We start from the raw sequence: 17374 nt of genomic DNA, 5'->3' as shown, positions 1-17374 counted from the left end.
TGCAGGGAATGCGAATGGGATTGAGATGGATTCGGAAGCGGGCTTTCAGCTTGAACAACGTCAGGCTGCGCAACAAAATGCTGATCGTCTACTTTTTGTCCGTGTTCGTTCCGGTCGTGCTGACGAACGTCATTTTCTACAACATCACGACGAACAACGTCAAAAAGCAGAAGATGCGGGACATCTCGCTCGCCATCGAACAGATCCGCAACGACTTCATGACGCAGGTCAACGTGGCCGTCGGCATCTCCGCGGTTATCTATAACGATGCGCTGCTGATCGAATATATGGACAAAAATTACGACGTGCCGTCGGATTACGTGTACAACTATCAAAGCTACATTATCAGCATGCTCAATAAATACAGCCCGGTCTACGAGGCGATTCAGCGAATCACGCTGTACTCGGACAACGATACGCTGATCTACGGCGGGCAGGTGGAGCGCGTCACGGCAAGCACGAGAGAGCAGCCGTGGTACCGGCTGGTCCGCGATTCGGCGCTGTCCGCGCCGATCGTGCTGCGGACGGCGTCCGACTATCCCGGCGCGACCGGCGACATGCTGAGCGTCGTCCGCAAGATCGCCGATACAGAGACCGCGGAGCCATGGGAAAAGTACATGAAAATCGATCTCCATCCCGAAGCGATCAAGGAGATCTTCCATAACGTGACCCTGGAGGGAGATCTGTACCTGCTGCAGGGAAACGAGATTCAGTACACGACCAATCCGGAGGTCGACCTCGCGCAGACGGCCGATTTTGCAGCGACTCCGGTGTCCAAGGACACGATCGTCATCGACGAGGACTTCAAGGGCGTCCCGTATCTGTCCGACTGGCGGATCGTGGGCCGGTTCAAGGAATCGGCGGTGCTGGAGGAGGTGCGCAAGTCCAAGTACTTCGTGCTGTATCTGGCCATTCCCAACGTGCTGCTCCCGACGCTGATCATCATCTGGTTTTCCCGGTCGCTGACCGCGCGGCTAGTGCGCATCCTGAAGCATATGAAAAAGGTGAAAAACCATTCGTTCGAGACGATCGCCCGGCAGGACGCCCAGGACGAGATCGGGCAGCTGACGGCCGAGTTCAACCGGATGACGCTGCAGATCAAGAGCCTGATCCACGACGTCTATATCGCGGACATCCAGAAGAAGGAGCTGCTCATCAAGCGCAACCAGTCCCAGCTTCACGCGCTGCAAAGCCAGATCAATCCGCATTTTCTGTTCAATTCGCTCGAGACGATCCGCATGCGCAGCCTGATGAAAAAGGAAGAGGAGACGGCGCGCATCATTCACAGCATGGCCAAAATTTTCCGCAAGTCGCTCACCTGGGGCAAGGATTGGGTCACGATCCGGGACGAGCTCGACCTCGTCGCGTGCTTCCTCGACATCCAGAAGTACCGGTTCGGGGACAAGCTCGATTACCGGATCGAAGCCGACGAGTCGGTGCTGGGCCTCATGATCCCGAAGATGTCGCTGCAGCCGCTCGTGGAAAACGCCAGCATCCACGGCATCGAGAAGCTGAAGGAGGGCGGACTCATCCGCGTCGCGGTCGCCAAGACCGAGGAGGGACTCGTCTGCACCGTGCACGACAACGGAGCGGGCATCCCGCCCGACAGGCTGGCGTCGATCTTAGCCGAGCTGGAGCGAAGCGAGGACATCGGGGAGAGCGTCGGCATCAAAAACGTCTATTATAGGCTGAAGCTGTATTACAAAAACAAGGTCGGCTTCGAAGTGTCGAGCGAGGAAGGGGAAGGGACGACGTTCCGCATCGTGGTGAAGGAGGATATGGAAGGCTGATCGCCGGCCAGGTCCCACGCTTCGCTCCCTGGTTGAATAAAATTCGGATGGCTCAACCAAAATAAGCCAGCCTGTAATTCCAACCGCAAAGAGGAGCAGATGAGTTGAGAAACAAATGGATGCTGGCTTTGGTTTTCGTCTTGGCGCTCAGTATGGGCATGACCGGCGGGATCGGTTCCGCGCAAGCGAAGGCGGGCAAGCAGAAGGACGCTTCCTGCTTGAGTCCGAAGATGGTGCAGTTGAAGGCCGATATGCAAAAAGCGTTGATCGACCATACCGTCTGGACGAGAAGCTACATCGTCAGCGCGCTGGCCAATCTTCCGGATCAGCAGGACGTGCTGGACCGGCTGCTTCGGAACCAACAGGACATCGGCAACCTGATCAAACCTTATTACGGGGAAGCCGCCGGCAACAAGCTGGCCGACCTGCTGAGAGAGCATATCCAGATCGCCGGAAAGATCGTAGCCGCCGCCAAAGCCGGCAATCAGGCGGACGTGACCAAGCTAGAGGCGGACTGGCATCGGAACGCCGACGACATCGCGAAGTTTTTAAGTGCGGCGAATCCGAACTGGCCGTTTAAAACCGTTCAGGAGATGTTCTATACGCATCTTCAATACATCACGGAGATCGTCCAGGACAGAATCAAGGGAGATTGGAAAGCGGATATCGCGGCAACGGACAAAAACGAGATCCATATGATCCGTCTGGCGGATATCCTGACTGAGGGCATCGTCAAGCAATTTCCAGAGAAATTCAAGTAATACGTATAACCGGTGCTCGCAATGGACACAAGCTTTTTATAATCGCCTAGGGCGGTTATAAAAAGCTTTTTTACGCCGCGCAACTTTTTTGCGAGCCGACACGATTGTTGTGGAACGACACGTTTGTAGCCCCGGCGAAAAAACGTTTCTCTAGACCCACTCCGATTTCGCTTGCTAGTATGGATGGTACTGGATAGGGAGCGAGGTACTTCGGGAAATGGATCAACAGCAGCGGTACGACAACCTGAAGCTGGGAGAGCGCGGCGCGATCGTCAGCATCGTCGCCTATATCGTCCTTTCCGCGCTTAAATTAATCGTCGGCTACGCCGCGGGGTCCGAAGCTCTAAGGGCCGACGGCATGAACAACGCGACCGATATCGTCGCGTCCGTCGCCGTCCTGATCGGACTGCGTCTCGCGCAGAAGCCGGCGGATCACGACCATCGATACGGACATTGGAAATCGGAAACGATCGCTTCCCTTATTTCTTCCTTTATCATGGCGGCGGTCGGGCTCCAAGTCTTGTTCGCCGCCGTATCTTCGATCTTCAGCGGGAGCGAAAAGGCGCCGGAGTCGATCTCGGCCTGGACGGGCCTGTTCTGCGCGGCGGTCATGTACTTCGTGTACCGTTACAACCGAAGGCTGGCGGTTCGAATCAACAGCCAAGCGGTCATGGCGGCCGCCAAAGACAACATCTCGGACGCGCTCGTGAGCATAGGCACCGTGATCGGCATCGTCGGTTCCCAATTCGGCCTGCCGTGGCTCGACCCCGTCACCGCCGTAGCGGTCGGCCTCCTCATCTGCAAGACGGCATGGGATATTTTCCGCGACGCCTCCCACCATCTGTCCGACGGGTTCGACGAGTCGACCATCGAGTCCTTCAAGGAAGCGATCATGGAGGTCGAGGGCGTCGAGGCCGTCAAGGATATCAAAGCGAGAAATTACGGCAGCAGCGCCGTCGTCGACGTGGTGGTGCTCGTGAACATGGAGCTGGACTTCGCCGAAGCGCACGAGATCGCGACGAGCGTCGAAAATAAACTGAAGAAGACGTCCGAGGTGTACGAAGTCCACGTCCACTACGAACCGGTCGACGTCTCGGAAATGCTGTCTTAGAAGGCTTGCTGGTCCCGGCGTCCATCGCCGGGGCTTTTTTTGCCGAAGTAACCTCCTACGGGGTCACAAAGCCCCGTGCCCATGCTCCCCCGTCAAAGTAACGTCCTGCAGAACTACTTGGCCTTCGTAACCTGGCTCCCCCGCCCAAGTAACGTCCTACGGAACTACTTGGCCTTCATAACCATGCTCCCCCGCCAAAGGTAACGTCCCACAGAGCTACTTGGCTTTCATAACCTGACTCTCCCGCCAAAGTAACGTCCTACAGCGCCACTTGGCCTTCATAACCTGGCTCCCCTGCCAAAGTAACGTCCTACAAAACTACTTGGCCTTCATAACCTGGCTCCCCCGCCAAAGGTAACGTCCTACAGCGCCACTTGACCTTCATAACCTGGCTCCCCTGCCAAAGTAACGTCCTACAGAGCTACTTGGCCTTCATAACCTGGCTCCCCCGCCCAAAGTAACGTCCTACAGAACTACTTCGCCTTCATAACCTGGCTCCCCCGCCTAAAGTAACGTCCTACAGAACTACTTGGCCTTCATAACCTGGCTCCCCCGCCAAAGTAACGTCCTACAGAGCTACTTGGCCTTCATAACTTGGCTCCCCTGCCAAAGTAACGTCCTACAGAGCTACTTGGCCTTCGTAACCTGTCCCACCCGCCAAGTAACGTCCTACAACGCCACTTGGCCCCGCAGCCCCGGCCTCTTCGCCCGAGCGAATTCCTACGAAGCCTCGCAGGCTTTTTTTGTCCAAAATTCCGCATCCTAAATATCCTAAGTACGATCTTTAGTTTATCCAGTAAACAAACTCGTCGAATCCCTTTATACTGAAAGTGCTTACAAAAACAATGAAACGTCACGGAAGGGGTTCGAACGCAGTGGCAAAAAAACTGTGGACAGCCGGCATGGCTGCCGCCTTGGCCGTATCGATGGCTGCATGCTCGAACGGCAACAATAGCGGCAATGCGTCTTCAGCCGCACCCAGCGACAGTTCGTCGGCGCCGGCGAGCGGTTCGGCATCGGCAACGGCATCTGCAACAGAGAAGCCGCTAGACAAAGTCACGTTCAGTTTCTTTAATGGCGTGGCCGGCGAGAAAGATCTGAACACCAATGAGACGACGATCGGCAAGATGCTCGAGGATCAGACCGGCGTGAACTTCAAGATCGAGCATTTGGTCGGAGACCTGAATACGAAGATCGGCACGATGATCGCATCCGACCAATACCCTGACGTCATGATACCGGATGCCGCGATCGAGGAAGTGCTGAAGGCGGGCGCCTTTATCCCGCTGGACGATCTGATCGAGCAGTACGGACCGAACATCAAGCGCGTATACGGGCCATACTTCGAGCGGATGAGAGCCGACTACGGCGGCAAGATCTACTTCCTGCCCTTCGGGCCGCAGGTTGGCGACTATGTGGCGGATCCGAACATCAATCAGGGCGCGTTCTGGGTACAGCGGCGCGTGCTCAAGGAAGCGGGCTACCCGAAGATCAAGACGCTGGACGAATACGTCAAGCTGGTCGAGGACTTTGTCGCCAAGCACAAGGACGAGAACCTGACGGGGATGCTCACGCTGACGCACGACTGGCGGTTTTTCGCCACCTCCAATCCGCCGATGCATCTGGCCGGGTTCCCGAACGACGGGAACGTCATGGTGGACATCGCCACGAACGAAGCCAAGACGTACGCCGGCTCGGAGAACGAGAAGCGTTGGCTGAAGACGCTGAACGACCTGAACGGCAAAAACCTGTTCGATAAATCTTCCTTCGTCGACAACTACGACCAATATATCGCCAAGCTGACCTCTCACAAGGTCGTAGGCTTCTTCGACTACGGCTGGCAGATCGGCAATGCGATGAATGTGCTCAAGGATGCGGCGAGAAAGGATCAGACGCAGGACGACTTCGTCTACTTCCCGCTGCCGGTGACGTTCGACGGCAAGCACGACCAGTACCTCGATCCGCCGGGCTGGACCAGCAACCGCGGCGCGGGCATCACCAAGAGCGCCAAGGATCCGGCCCGCATCATTCAGTACTGGGATGCTCTGCTCACGGACGAAAATCAAGTGCTGAAGAGCTGGGGGATCAAGGGCGAGACGTACGAGGTCGACGACAAGGGCCGCTTCTACCGGACGGCGGAGCAGATCGCGAAGCTCGACGACGCGTTCAACGAGAAGTTCGGCTTCAAGACGTATGACTGGGATTGGCCGCAATACGGCACCTCCTCCACGCTTGCGGACGGCAATGCGTTGGCGCCGGGCTTCCAGCCGGAAGTGTTCCAGATGAGCCTGACCGAAGGCGACAAGACGATCCTGGGCAAGTACGGCGTGCAGACTTACGCACAGATGTTCGACAAGCCCGAAGACCGTCCGTGGTTCCCGGCCTGGAGCATTCCGAAGGAACAGGGCTCCCCGCAGCAGATCTGGGAGACCAAGAAGGACGACCTGCTGAAGAAGTACTACGCCAAGCTCGTGCTGGCCAAGCCGGCGGACTTCGAAGGCGTATGGGCCGACTACATGAAGGAATTCGGCAAGCTCGATACCGCCGGCTACGAGAAGTGGTATACCGAGCAAATCAAGAAAGTCGTGGAAGTCGCCAAGTAACGGAGGTTTTCGATAGGAGGGCAAAGCCGGCTTAACGCGAGCTTCGTGCTTAAGGCCGGCTTTCCTTTCTATTCTTTAGCCCGACGGAAGGAGCAAGAAGGATGGAAAACAACACCGCGCTGTCGCCGTCGACGTCGACGTCAAAGCCAGAGCCGGGCGGGCTGAAGCTGTTTTTCAAGAAACTCGTTTCGCAGCGCATGCTGGTCCTGATGTCCGTTCCCTTTGTCATCTGGCTGTTCATTTTTAAATACGTGCCGGTATGGGGATGGACGATCGCGTTCCAGGATTATCAGCCTTCGCTTGCCTTCAAGGACCAGCAATGGGTCGGCTTTTCGCATTTTAAGTCGCTGTTCTCGGAGGATCGCTTCCTGATCGCCCTGCGCAATACGCTCGCGATGAGCGGCATCAATCTCGTGCTCGGCTTCGTGACGGCCGTATCGCTCGCCTTGCTCTTGAACGAGGTCCGCAAGGTCGCGTTCAAGCGCGTCGTGCAGACCGTCAGCTATTTGCCTCACTTCATCTCCTGGGTCGTCGCAGCGGGCATCATCCAGACGATGCTGGCGCCGGACGGCGTCATCAATGAACTGCTCAAGGGCATCGGCATCATCGAAAAGGGGCAGGAATATTTGTTCCTCGGCAAGGCGGAATGGTTCTGGGGCATCTTCGGCGCTAGCTCCGTGTGGAAGGACGTAGGCTGGAATACGATCGTCTATTTGGCCGCGATCAGCGCCATCGATCCCGCGCAGTACGAGGCGGCGGAGATGGACGGCGCGGGCCGTTTGAGACGGATGTGGTATATCACGCTGCCGGGCATCAAGCCGGTCATCGTCGTGCTGCTCATCATGAACATCGGCTATTTGCTGGAATCGGGATTCGAACCGCAGTACCTGCTCGGCAACGGTATGAACGTCGATTATTCCGAGAACATTGACATATTCGTGCTCAAATACGGCCTCCAGCAGTTTAACTTCCCGCTCGCGACCGCCGCAGGCATGTTCAAGACGGTCGTCAGCTTCATCCTGCTGTTCTCGGCCAACCATATCGCCAAGCGATTGGGACAAGACAGACTGTTCTAGAAGGAGGTGGTCCCTATGGCGAAAGCGGCAGGCGCTCCGCGGCTGGCCCGCAGCTCGCGCAGGCATTCTTCGGTCGGCGACCGGGTGTTCGATACATTGAATTACGTCTTCCTCACACTGCTCATGGTCGTCACGCTGTACCCGTTCTTGAACACGCTCGCCGTGTCGCTCAACGCCGCGAGCGATTCGATCAAGGGCGGCATTCATCTGTGGCCCCGGCAGTTTTCCGGCGAGAACTATAGGTTCGTGTTCAACGAGGCGACGATCTACAACGCGACGCTCATCTCGGTGCTGCGCACCGTCATCGGCACGATCGTCACGGTGTTCGCTTCGGCGATGGTCGCCTATACGATTAGCCGCCAAGAGTACGTGCTGAGGAAGTTCGTGACGATTGCTTTTATCATTACGATGTACATCAACGGAGGATTGATCCCGAACTACTTGCTCATCCGGGATCTGGGACTGATCAACAGCTTCTGGGTTTATATCATGCCCGGCATTATCGGCGTGTTCAACTTGATCATCATCCGTTCCTTCATCGAGCAACTGCCGGAGAGCATCATGGAGTCGGCGCGGATCGACGGTGCCGGGGACTTCCGGACGTTCATCAACATCGTTTTCCCGCTGTGTCTGCCCGTACTGGCGACGGTGGCGCTCTTCACGGCAGTCTATCAGTGGAATTCGTGGTTCGACGTGTTCCTGTACAACTCCTCCAATGTTAAGCTGAGCACGCTGCAGTACGAGCTGCAGAAGATCTTGCAGAATTCCAACACGACCTCCAGCGCCGAGACGGCATTCTCGAATTCGTCGGCAGGCGCGGCGGTCAAGGTATCTCCGCTGTCGATCCGGGCGACGATGACGATCGTGGCGGCGGTACCGATGATCGTCGTGTACCCGTTCCTGCAGAAGTATTTCGTGAAGGGCATGACCGTGGGCGGCGTGAAGGGATAAGAAGCTGCTCTTCGCATTGGAGATTATTAGTAAAAGGAGGGGGCAATCGCGATGAATAGCGGAACCGGTGCTTTTACCGCCGGGCGATATCCGAACCTGCTCGAGCGCTACGGCTATGTGCCGGCTGAGATTGAGGCTCGGCTGGCGGATGCGTGGCAGCGGCTGTTCGGCGACGACGAGCGGACCCGAATCTACTACCCGTCCGGCGACGATATGGGCTATATGCTGGACACCGGCAATCTCGACGTGCGCACCGAGGGCATGTCCTACGGCATGATGATGGCCGTGCAGATGGACGACAAGGCGTTGTTCGACCGGCTGTGGCGGTGGACGTGGACGTACATGCATATGAAGGAAGGCGTGCATGCCGGGTACTTCGCCTGGTCCTGCGCGCCTGACGGGACGCGGAACTCATCGGGGCCGGCGCCGGACGGCGAGGAATACTTCGCGCTGGCGCTGTTCTTCGCCGCGCACCGCTGGGGCGAGGGCGAGCCTCCCTTGGACTACGCGGCCAAGGCGCGGGACATTTTGCGGGCCTGCCTGCACAACGGCGAGCAGGGGCCGGGCTACCCGATGTGGAACCGCGACAACCGGCTCATCAAGTTCGTGCCGGAGTGCGAATACAGCGATCCGTCGTACCATTTGCCACATTTTTACGAGCTGTTCGCGCTGTGGGCGGATGAAGCGGACCGGCCGTTCTGGCGCGAAGCTGCCGCCGCGAGCCGGGCGTACCTGCCGCTCGCCTGCCATCCGGAGACGGGGCTGGCGCCGGAGTACGCCTACTACGACGGCACGCCGAACGACGAGCGAGGCTACGGGCATTTCTACAGCGACTCCTACCGGGTCGCGGCGAACGTGGGCCTCGAAGCCGCCTGGTTCGGCGCGACGCCGTGGATGACGCGCGAGGCGGAGGCGATCCTGCGCTTCTTCGCGGACAAGGACCCGGCCGACTACCGGCGCTACCGGATCGACGGTACGCCGTTCGAGGAGCCGGCGCTGCATCCGGTCGGCCTCGTCGCGACCAATGCGTGCGCCGCGCTGGCCGCGCCGGACAATCAGCACGCGCGGGAGGCGGTCGAGCGGTTCTGGCATACGCCGGTTCGCGAGGGCGAGCGGCGCTATTATGACAATTGCCTGTACATGTTCGCGCTGCTGGCGCTGAGCGGGCGGTACCGGATCTGGATGCCTGCGGCGTAAGGGAATGGCGGACGGTAAGGTTCGGAAGAGGTTGGCAGTTAGAGGGGAGTCTCTGTAGCAGGAGACTCTTTTTATTTGCATGGAGAGGGGCGCATGGATGATGGATGCCGGGCGAGCGGGAAACGAAGCGTATGAGCAAGCATGGCTGGATTATAGGCGGATCGAGGACGAGGCGCTGCGCGAGAGCTATGCGGCGGTCTGCGGGAGGCTCTTGATTGCGGGAGAGGGCGCGGAGCTGGCGGCGGCGCGAAGTGAGCTGAGGCGCGCGATCGCGGGCTTACTCGGCAGCGAGCCGGTCGACGTATCGGCTGCGCCGGCGGATGCTGGCGGCGGCGGAGGGCCGGGCGGGCCGGCGATTGTCGTCGGCCTGGCGGATCGGGTGCGGGAGAGCTGGCATGAATGGGCCGCGGAGGCGGCGGGTGTTGAGGCGGGCCTGGATGCAGGAGCAGGAGCAGGAGCAGGAGCGGGAGCGGGAGCGGGAGCGGCGGAAATGCCCGGCTTCGAAACGCTCGGCGATGAGGGCTACGCCATCCGGACCGGCGCCGACGGCAGCGTCTATCTGCTCGGCGGCGGCGCGAAGGGCGCGTTGTATGCGGCCTTCGGCTTCATTCGACTGTTGCAGACGGGCGCCGAGATTCGCGGTCTCCGAATCGTGGAGCGGCCGGCCTATCCGTTGCGGATGATCGACCATTGGGACAATGCGGACGGGTCCGTCGAGCGCGGGTATGCGGGCGGGAGTTTATTCTTCGACGGCGGACGGCTGGGCGAGCGGGCGGAGAGAATTACCGATTATGCGCGCTTGACGGCTTCTGTCGGCATTAACGCGGTGGCGATCAACAATGTTAACGTTCATGCCGAAGAGACGCGGCTGCTGGCGCCCGAACGGCTGAGCGACGTGGCGCGGGTGGCGGATGTCTTCCGCGAATACGGTATCGCGCTATACCTAAGCGTCAACTTCGCCGCGCCGATCGAGCTCGGCGGGCTCGGCACGGCCGATCCGCTGGACCCTGCCGTCGCGGCCTGGTGGCGCGAGACGACGGCCGAGGTATGCCGGGTAATCCCCGGGTTCGGCGGCTTCGTCGTCAAAGCGGACTCGGAGCATCGCCCCGGCCCGTTCACCTACGGGCGGGATCACGCGGACGGCGCCAATATGCTGGCGGACGCGCTCGCCCCGCATGACGGCACGGTCATCTGGCGCTGCTTCGTTTACGATTGCAAGCAGGATTGGCGGGACCGGCGGACCGATCGCGCTCGCGCCGCCTACGACCATTTCATGCCCCTCGACGGCGCGTTCCGGGACAATGTCGTGCTGCAGATCAAGCACGGGCCGATGGACTTCCAGGTGCGGGAACCCGTGTCGCCGCTGCTGCTCGGGCTCCGACGGACGCAGATCGCCTTGGAGCTGCAGATTACGCAGGAGTACACGGGGCAGCAACGTCATCTCTGCTACCTTCTCCCGATGTGGAAGGAGGTGCTGGACTTCGAGGCCGGCGACGGCCGCACGGTGGCGGATGCGGCGGGCGGACGCAAGGGCGGGGCGAGCGCAGACGAGCAAGGCGCTGCGGAAAACGAGGGCGGAGGTTGGCGCGGCGGCCTGGCTGCCGTATCCAATGTCGGCACCGATGCCAACTGGACCGGTCACCTGCTCGCGCAGGCGAACTGGTACGGTTACGGCCGGCTCGCCTGGGATCCGTCTGCGTCCGCCGAAGCGATCGGACGCGAGTGGATTCGAATGGCGCTGACATCGGACGCGTCCGTCGAGGAGACCGTCATCCGGATGCTGATGGACTCGCACGCCATATACGAATCGTACACGGCGCCGCTTGGCGTTGGCTGGATGGTCAATCCGAACCATCATTACGGCCCGAACGTCGACGGGTACGAATACAGCCCCTGGGGCACCTATCACTATGCGGACCGGGACGGCATCGGCGTCGACCGGACCGTCGCGACCGGAACCGGCTATGCGGGACAGTATCCCCCCGCCGCCGCGGCCATGTACGAATTACCGCACGCCTGCCCGGAAGAGCTGCTGCTCTTTTTTCACCATGTTCCTTACGACACGCCTCTTAAGAGCGGCAAGACGGTCATTCAACACATTTACGATACGCGCTTTGAGGGCGCTGAGCGGGCCGCCGGATTGCTTGCAGCCTGGGACCATATCGCCAATCGCTTACCCGCGCGCGCTTACGTGGAAGTCCGGGAGCGACTCGCCCATCAAGCCGAGCATGCGCGGGAATGGCGGGACCAGCTCAATACCTATTTCTATCGCAAATCCGGCATGGCCGACGCCCACGGTCGGACGATCTATTAAGCGTCTGCGCAAGTGGTAGGCTTGTTCCTATTTGAGACTGTCTGCGTGGGAAAGCTGCGGCGAGTGGTAGATTTGTTTCTAGCGGAGACTACTCGCGCGGAGAGCCTGCAGAGAGTGGCACGTTTGTTCCTATCTGAGACTTCCCGCGCTTGGAAGCTGCGGCGAGAGGCGGGTTTGTTTCTAGCGGAGACTGCCCTGCCAAAGTCGATTCTGCGAGTGACCGGGTTGCTGCGCTGTACCGGATCTTTACTTTTTATAGTAAATACCATACTTTGCCGGGTACGACCCGATTGCCGGAAATTGCATAATGGAGGAACGCAAGCGACTGTTAACGCTTACATAGGTGTGGACGTCGTCAAACAAACGAGACGCCGACCGCGGCCTGCTCCGCTTGCGAATCCGGAACAACGTTCAAGGGGGAATGCCTGGATGTGGAAAATAAGAGTCAAGCCTGCCCTCGCCCTACTGCTCGGTATCGCGATCGCGGCGCCGACCGGCTGGGGCACAGGCCAAGCGAGCGCGGCAACGGCGGGAGATACGGTTATGAGCGCTAGCTTCGACACGGGAACGGACGGCTGGTTCAAGCGCGGGTCCGAAACCGTCGCGCAGTCGACGGCGGCCGCGCAAAGCGGGGCGGGCAGCCTGCTCGCGACCGGCCGCACCGCGACGTGGAACGGGCCGGGCGCGAACGCGAACGCGCTGGTGCCCGGCGCCACGTACGACTTTACCATCTACGCCAAGCTGAAGGAAGATACGTCGGTCGGCACGGCGACGGTCGAGCTGACGATCAACCAGCAGGGCCTGCCCCAAGACGACGCGGGCGCTTATGCCAAGATCGACGCCAAGCCGGTCACGAGCGCGGGCTGGGTGCTGCTCGAGGGCCGGATGACCGTCGATGCGCGCGCTTCCGGCTACCAGGTGTACGTGCAGTCTACCGACAGCGCGACGGTCGACTACTACGTAGACACGTTCGCCGCTAAGCTCGTGTCGCCGCCGTTAGAAGAGCCGACGCCGCCGGTCGGTCCGGGGCCGGTATCCGGCACCGACGTGCTGTCCCAGAGCTTCGAGGACGGGCAGACCGGCGGCTGGGAAAACTTGAGCTGGGGTGGCACCGGGACGATTGGCGTGTCCGCGGAAGCGGCGTCGGACGGGACGCAGTCGCTCAAGTTCAGCGGACGCGGCTCGCGGGCCAGCAGCCCGTCGCTGAATCTGACGGGCGTCATGCAGTCGGGACGAACGTACGATCTGTCGCTCAAGGTCAGACTCGGCACGGGGACCGATACGCTGCATCTCGCGTCCAAGGTCGTTTCGCCGCTGCTGGACAATCAATATCCTTGGCTCGTGGGAGACCGGGAAGCGGATGCCGACGGCTGGACGACCTTCGAGGTGAAAGCTTACGAGGTGCCGGCGAATACATCGGAGCTGCGCATCTGGGTCGAATCCGCGACGAGCTCGACGTCTTTGGCGGATCTGTATATCGACGAGGTCGTCGTGAAGGACGTCACGCCGGACGACGGCGAGCCCGGAGCGGGCGAGCTGGATCAAAGCGGCGTGCTGGCTGACTTCGAGGACGGGCAAGGCGACTGGGTGCGCCGGTTCGGCGACGGCAATATCGCGGTATCCGATGCAGCCAATCATACGGAGGGCGGCTCGCATAGCCTGCTCGCGACCGTGTCCCAACAGTACGACGGCCCGCTGCTGGACGTGATGGGCAAGATGCATAAGGGCTTCAAATACAACCTGTCGGCCTGGGTGCGGATGGCGCCGGGTCAATCGCCGACGGCGCTTCGAATCTCCGTGCAGTCCGGCGACAGCGCGTTCACGAACGTCTCCTCGAACGGTAACATAACCGCGGACGCGTGGGTGCGGCTAAGCGGCACGTTCACGGTGGCGACGACGCCGTCCATGCTGCGGGCGTACGTCGAAGCGGCCGACAATCCCGGCGGCGAACGGTCGTTTTACCTCGACGACTTCGCGCTTTCCTACGTCGGGCCGGTCGCGGGGCCGCTGCCGATCCAGACGGACATCGACGCGCTGAAGGACGTCTACGCGGATTCGTTTAAGATCGGCGCGGCCGTGGAGCCGACGCAGATCGAAGGCGATGCCAAGGCGCTGCTCGATTACCACTACAGTTCGATCGTGGCCGAGAACTCCACGAAGCCCGCTTCGCTGAATCCGTCCGAGGGCGTCTGGAACTGGGCTTCGGCGGACAAGGTCGCGCTTTATGCCAAGGATCACGGCTTGGACTTCCGGCTTCATACGCTCGCCTGGCATTCGCAGGCCGCGGAGTGGATGTTCAAGGACGCGCAAGGCGAGCCGCTCGAGGCGACGGCGGAGAACAAGACGCTCGTGCTAAACCGGCTGACGACTTACATCGAGACGGTGGCGCGGCACTTCAAGGCGTTGGGCGTCCAGATTCAGTCCGTCGACGTGGTCAACGAGGTGATCGACGAAGGCCAGCCGGACGGCATGCGGCGGAGCGAGTGGTTCCGGCTGACCGGCACGGACTTCATCAAGACGGCGTTCGCCGTCGCGCGGCGGGAGCTTCCGGACGCCAAGCTTTACATCAACGATTACAACACGCAGGATCCGAAGAAACGGGATTTCCTCTACAACCTGGCGACGTCGCTGAGAGACGAAGGCGTGCCGATCGACGGCGTCGGGCATCAGACGCACATCAATATCAGCGGGCCGTCGGTCCAGCAGATTTCCGACTCGATCCGCAAGTTCGCCGAAGCCGGCTTCGACAACCAGCTGACCGAGCTGGACGTATCGGTGTACACGAACAACAGTACGAGCTACGAGCCGATTCCAGAAGATATTTTGGTCAAGCAAGGCTATCGCTATAAGGAGCTGTTCAAGGAGCTGGTCCGGCTCGACGAGGCGGGCAAGGCGGCGGGCAATCCCCAAGGTTGGATCAGCAACGTAACGCTGTGGGGCGTCGCGGACGATTATACTTGGCTGCACAACCGCGGCACGACCCGTCAGGACGCGCCATTTCCGTTCGACAAGCGGCACCAGGCCAAGTACGCGTACTGGGGAATGATCGAAGCGGTTAAAACGCTGGACCCGTCCAAGCTCCCGCTCGCGGCGAAAGCCTCGAACGCGGCGCAGGGGACGCCGGCGAACGCCGCGGATCCGGTCTGGCAGACGGTGCCTGCGCTGCAAACGGAGAGCCTCGGCACGCTGGCCGCGGAGGTGAAGACACTGTGGGACGCGCAGCATCTGTATGTGCGGGTAGCGGTCCGGGATCTCACCAATACCCCGACCGACCAAGTCGAGCTGTTCGTCGACGACGGCGGCATCCGCAAGCTTGCCTTCCCGCGCGATCATTCGGCGATCACGGAGACGGCGGACGGATACGTGCTGGAGACGGCCATTCCTTTCGAAGGAGCGCTCGGAAAACAGGTGAAGTTCGACGTTCGGGTGACCGACAAGGGGATTAACGACGGCTCGGAGCAAGGCGGCAACGGGGTCATCGTCTCCTGGAGCGACCCGCGCAGCGCGCAGGAAGGCGATAGCCTGGGCTACGGCGTGCTGACGTATATCGAGGCTACCCGCCTCGGCACGTCCGTGCGAGGTACGCCGGTGATCGACGGCGAACCCGACGGCATCTGGTCGTCGGCGCCGGCATACCGGACCGACGTCGCCGTCGAGCAGCAGGGCGGCGCGGCCGCGAAGGCCGAGTTCCGCACGCTGTGGGATGCGCAGTACTTGTACGTTTACGCCATCGTGGCGGACAGCGAGCTGAGCGACGCCATCGGGAACGCCTGGGAGCAGGACTCGGTTGAGATTTTCGTCGATCCCAATAACGGCAAGACGGCCGCCTATGAAGACGACGACGGTCAGTACCGGATTAGCTACAAGAACGCGAAAACGATCGGCGGGCATGCGCGGGACGACAACTATACGTCGGCGACGAAGCTTGTAGACGGCGGCTATGCCGTGGAAGCTGCGATCGCGCTCGATACGATCTCGCCCGCCGCAGGCAAGTTAATCGGCTTCGATCTGCAGGTCAACAACGATCAGGACGGCGGAACGCGGGACAGCGTGTTTACTTGGAACGATCCGACGGGTCAGTCCTACGCGAACACGTCCAGGTTCGGCGTGCTTCAGCTGAAGGAGACCGACGGGACGCAGCCCGGCAACGGCACGAACCCGGGAACGACGGTCGGCGCGGATCCGATAGGAGTAACGGTGGACGCAAGCGGCAAAGCGTCGGCTAGCGTAGGCGCGGCGGCGTTCGCGGAAGCGTTGAAGGACTTGAAAGACGGACGCATCCGGTTCGACATTCGGACACCGGCCGATACGAAGACCATTGCCGTCAAACTGCCGCTCGCGCAGGTGAAAACGGCGGGCGAGGCCGGCGTGCGGGAGATCCGGATCGCTACGGGACTTGCCGAGCTGGCGCTCCCGCTCTCCCTGTTCGAAGAGGCGGGTCTCGCAGGCGACGTCGAGCTGAGCGTGAGCCTGACGGATGCCGCGACGCTGTCCGGGGAAGCGCGCGGTAAAATCGGCGACCGGCCGGTATACGACTTCGCGCTCAGCGCGGGCGGCGCGCGTATCAGCGCGTTCGGCGCGGACAGGAAAGTTCGGGTATCCATCCCGTACGCGCTGGAGCCCGGCGTCCGTCCGGGGCAGATCGTGATCTACGCGCTCTCCGATACCGATGGACTTGAAGTGATCAAGAACGGCCGCTACGACCCGGCCACGGGCACGGTTGCGTTCGATGCAAGCCACTTCAGCCTGTATGCGGCAGCGCCGGCGCAGGTGCGCTTCGCCGACGAGCGCCTGGCGGCGTGGGCGACGGACAGCATTCTCGCGCTGTCGGCGCGCGGCGTCGTGTACGGCGTGAACGGCCCCGATAGATCGAGCGGCTCAAATGGCGCTACCGACGTCTACTTCGCGCCGAATCGGGAGGTCACGCGGGCCGAATTCGCGCAGATGCTCGTGCGTGCGCTCGACTTGAAGCCTGGCGATGCCTCTGCCGGGCTGCCGTTCGCCGACATCAAGGCGGATGCCTGGTACGCAAGCGCCGCTGCGGCAGCATACCAAGCCGGCATCGTACAGGGCAAAGGCGACGGCACCTTTGGCGGCCTGGACCGGATCAGCCGCCAGGAGATGGCGGTCATGACGTACCGGGCGCTGGCCGCAGCCGGGGCCGACCTTGGCGCGGCGGGCGAGAATGCGCCAGCATTCGCGGACGATCTGGCGATCGCCGGCTACGCGCGCGAAGCCGTGACGGCTCTCCGGGCAGCCGGCATCGTCGGCGGCATGCCGGACGGCAGCTTCGTGCCGAACGGCACGGCCAACAGAGCGCAGGCCGCGGTCCTGGTAGACCGGCTACTCCAGATGCAATCGCAATGACGGAGGCGGCTTTGGCCGTTCCGTTCGCTGAAGCTTGATTGTCCGTCTTGCGCTATAGCGGTTCCCGTGAAGACCTCACGCCATCGGCGTGAGGTCTTCACGTCGCCGCTTGTAGCTGCGAAGTGACACGAATAACGAATATTTGCACGATTCCGTCCACGCCGCCGCTAACATCATGCACAAGAATAGCGCAAAATTGCGCTA

9 protein-coding genes are annotated in these 17374 nt (G+C 61.0%); all 9 read left to right on the top strand.

The window, feature by feature from the left end; translation table 11 throughout:
* Positions 1-14: 14 nt before the first annotated feature.
* The 9 genes from BM235_RS01235 (at position 15) to BM235_RS01195 (ending at position 17170) form a co-directional block, all read left to right on the top strand.
* Positions 15-1790: a sensor histidine kinase gene (locus tag BM235_RS01235; protein ID WP_158543649.1), complete on the top strand. Its 1776-nt coding sequence runs from the start codon at positions 15-17 to the stop codon at positions 1788-1790.
* Positions 1791-1894: 104 nt separating this feature from the next.
* On the top strand, positions 1895-2551 hold the full coding sequence (locus BM235_RS01230) for a glycosyltransferase (protein WP_177244171.1): 657 nt from the start codon (positions 1895-1897) through the stop codon (positions 2549-2551).
* Positions 2552-2768: 217 nt separating this feature from the next.
* Complete coding sequence (locus BM235_RS01225) at positions 2769-3662, top strand: cation diffusion facilitator family transporter (protein ID WP_090108715.1); 894 nt, start codon at positions 2769-2771, stop codon at positions 3660-3662.
* An 875-nt stretch (positions 3663-4537) separates the two neighbouring features.
* Positions 4538-6265 (top strand): type 2 periplasmic-binding domain-containing protein, encoded by a 1728-nt coding sequence (locus tag BM235_RS01220; protein ID WP_090108714.1) that lies wholly within the window; start codon positions 4538-4540, stop codon positions 6263-6265.
* 101 nt (positions 6266-6366) lie between these two features.
* Positions 6367-7341 (top strand): ABC transporter permease, encoded by a 975-nt coding sequence (locus BM235_RS01215; RefSeq protein WP_090108713.1) that lies wholly within the window; start codon positions 6367-6369, stop codon positions 7339-7341.
* A gap of 15 nt (positions 7342-7356) precedes the next feature.
* Positions 7357-8292 (top strand): carbohydrate ABC transporter permease, encoded by a 936-nt coding sequence (locus BM235_RS01210; protein WP_090108712.1) that lies wholly within the window; start codon positions 7357-7359, stop codon positions 8290-8292.
* A 51-nt stretch (positions 8293-8343) separates the two neighbouring features.
* The gene (locus BM235_RS01205) at positions 8344-9489 is read left to right on the top strand and encodes a glycosyl hydrolase family 8 (protein ID WP_090108711.1); all 1146 of its coding nucleotides are present in this window, start codon (positions 8344-8346) and stop codon (positions 9487-9489) included.
* A gap of 100 nt (positions 9490-9589) precedes the next feature.
* Positions 9590-11803, top strand: coding sequence for an alpha-glucuronidase family glycosyl hydrolase (locus tag BM235_RS01200; RefSeq protein WP_090109535.1), 2214 nt, complete (start codon positions 9590-9592; stop codon positions 11801-11803).
* Between the two features lie 429 nt (positions 11804-12232).
* Positions 12233-17170 (top strand): endo-1,4-beta-xylanase, encoded by a 4938-nt coding sequence (locus BM235_RS01195; protein ID WP_090108710.1) that lies wholly within the window; start codon positions 12233-12235, stop codon positions 17168-17170.
* The last annotated feature ends 204 nt before the right edge of the window (positions 17171-17374 follow it).

It is taken from the genome of Cohnella sp. OV330 (genome assembly GCF_900112065.1).
In the GTDB taxonomy this organism is placed as follows: Bacteria; Bacillota; Bacilli; order Paenibacillales; family Paenibacillaceae; genus Cohnella.
This window is presented reverse-complemented; position numbering and strand designations above follow the sequence as displayed.

Excerpts from the sequence above, each read along its gene's own strand:
- BM235_RS01215 (WP_090108713.1), top strand. The coding sequence starts at position 6,367 with ATGGAAAACAACACCGCGCTGTCGCCGTCGACGTCGACGTCAAAGCCA.
- BM235_RS01235 (WP_158543649.1), top strand. The coding sequence starts at position 15 with ATGGGATTGAGATGGATTCGGAAGCGGGCTTTCAGCTTGAACAACGTC.
- BM235_RS01195 (WP_090108710.1), top strand. The coding sequence starts at position 12,233 with ATGTGGAAAATAAGAGTCAAGCCTGCCCTCGCCCTACTGCTCGGTATC.
- BM235_RS01205 (WP_090108711.1), top strand. The coding sequence starts at position 8,344 with ATGAATAGCGGAACCGGTGCTTTTACCGCCGGGCGATATCCGAACCTG.
- BM235_RS01210 (WP_090108712.1), top strand. The coding sequence starts at position 7,357 with ATGGCGAAAGCGGCAGGCGCTCCGCGGCTGGCCCGCAGCTCGCGCAGG.
- BM235_RS01225 (WP_090108715.1), top strand. The coding sequence starts at position 2,769 with ATGGATCAACAGCAGCGGTACGACAACCTGAAGCTGGGAGAGCGCGGC.
- BM235_RS01200 (WP_090109535.1), top strand. The coding sequence starts at position 9,590 with ATGGATGCCGGGCGAGCGGGAAACGAAGCGTATGAGCAAGCATGGCTG.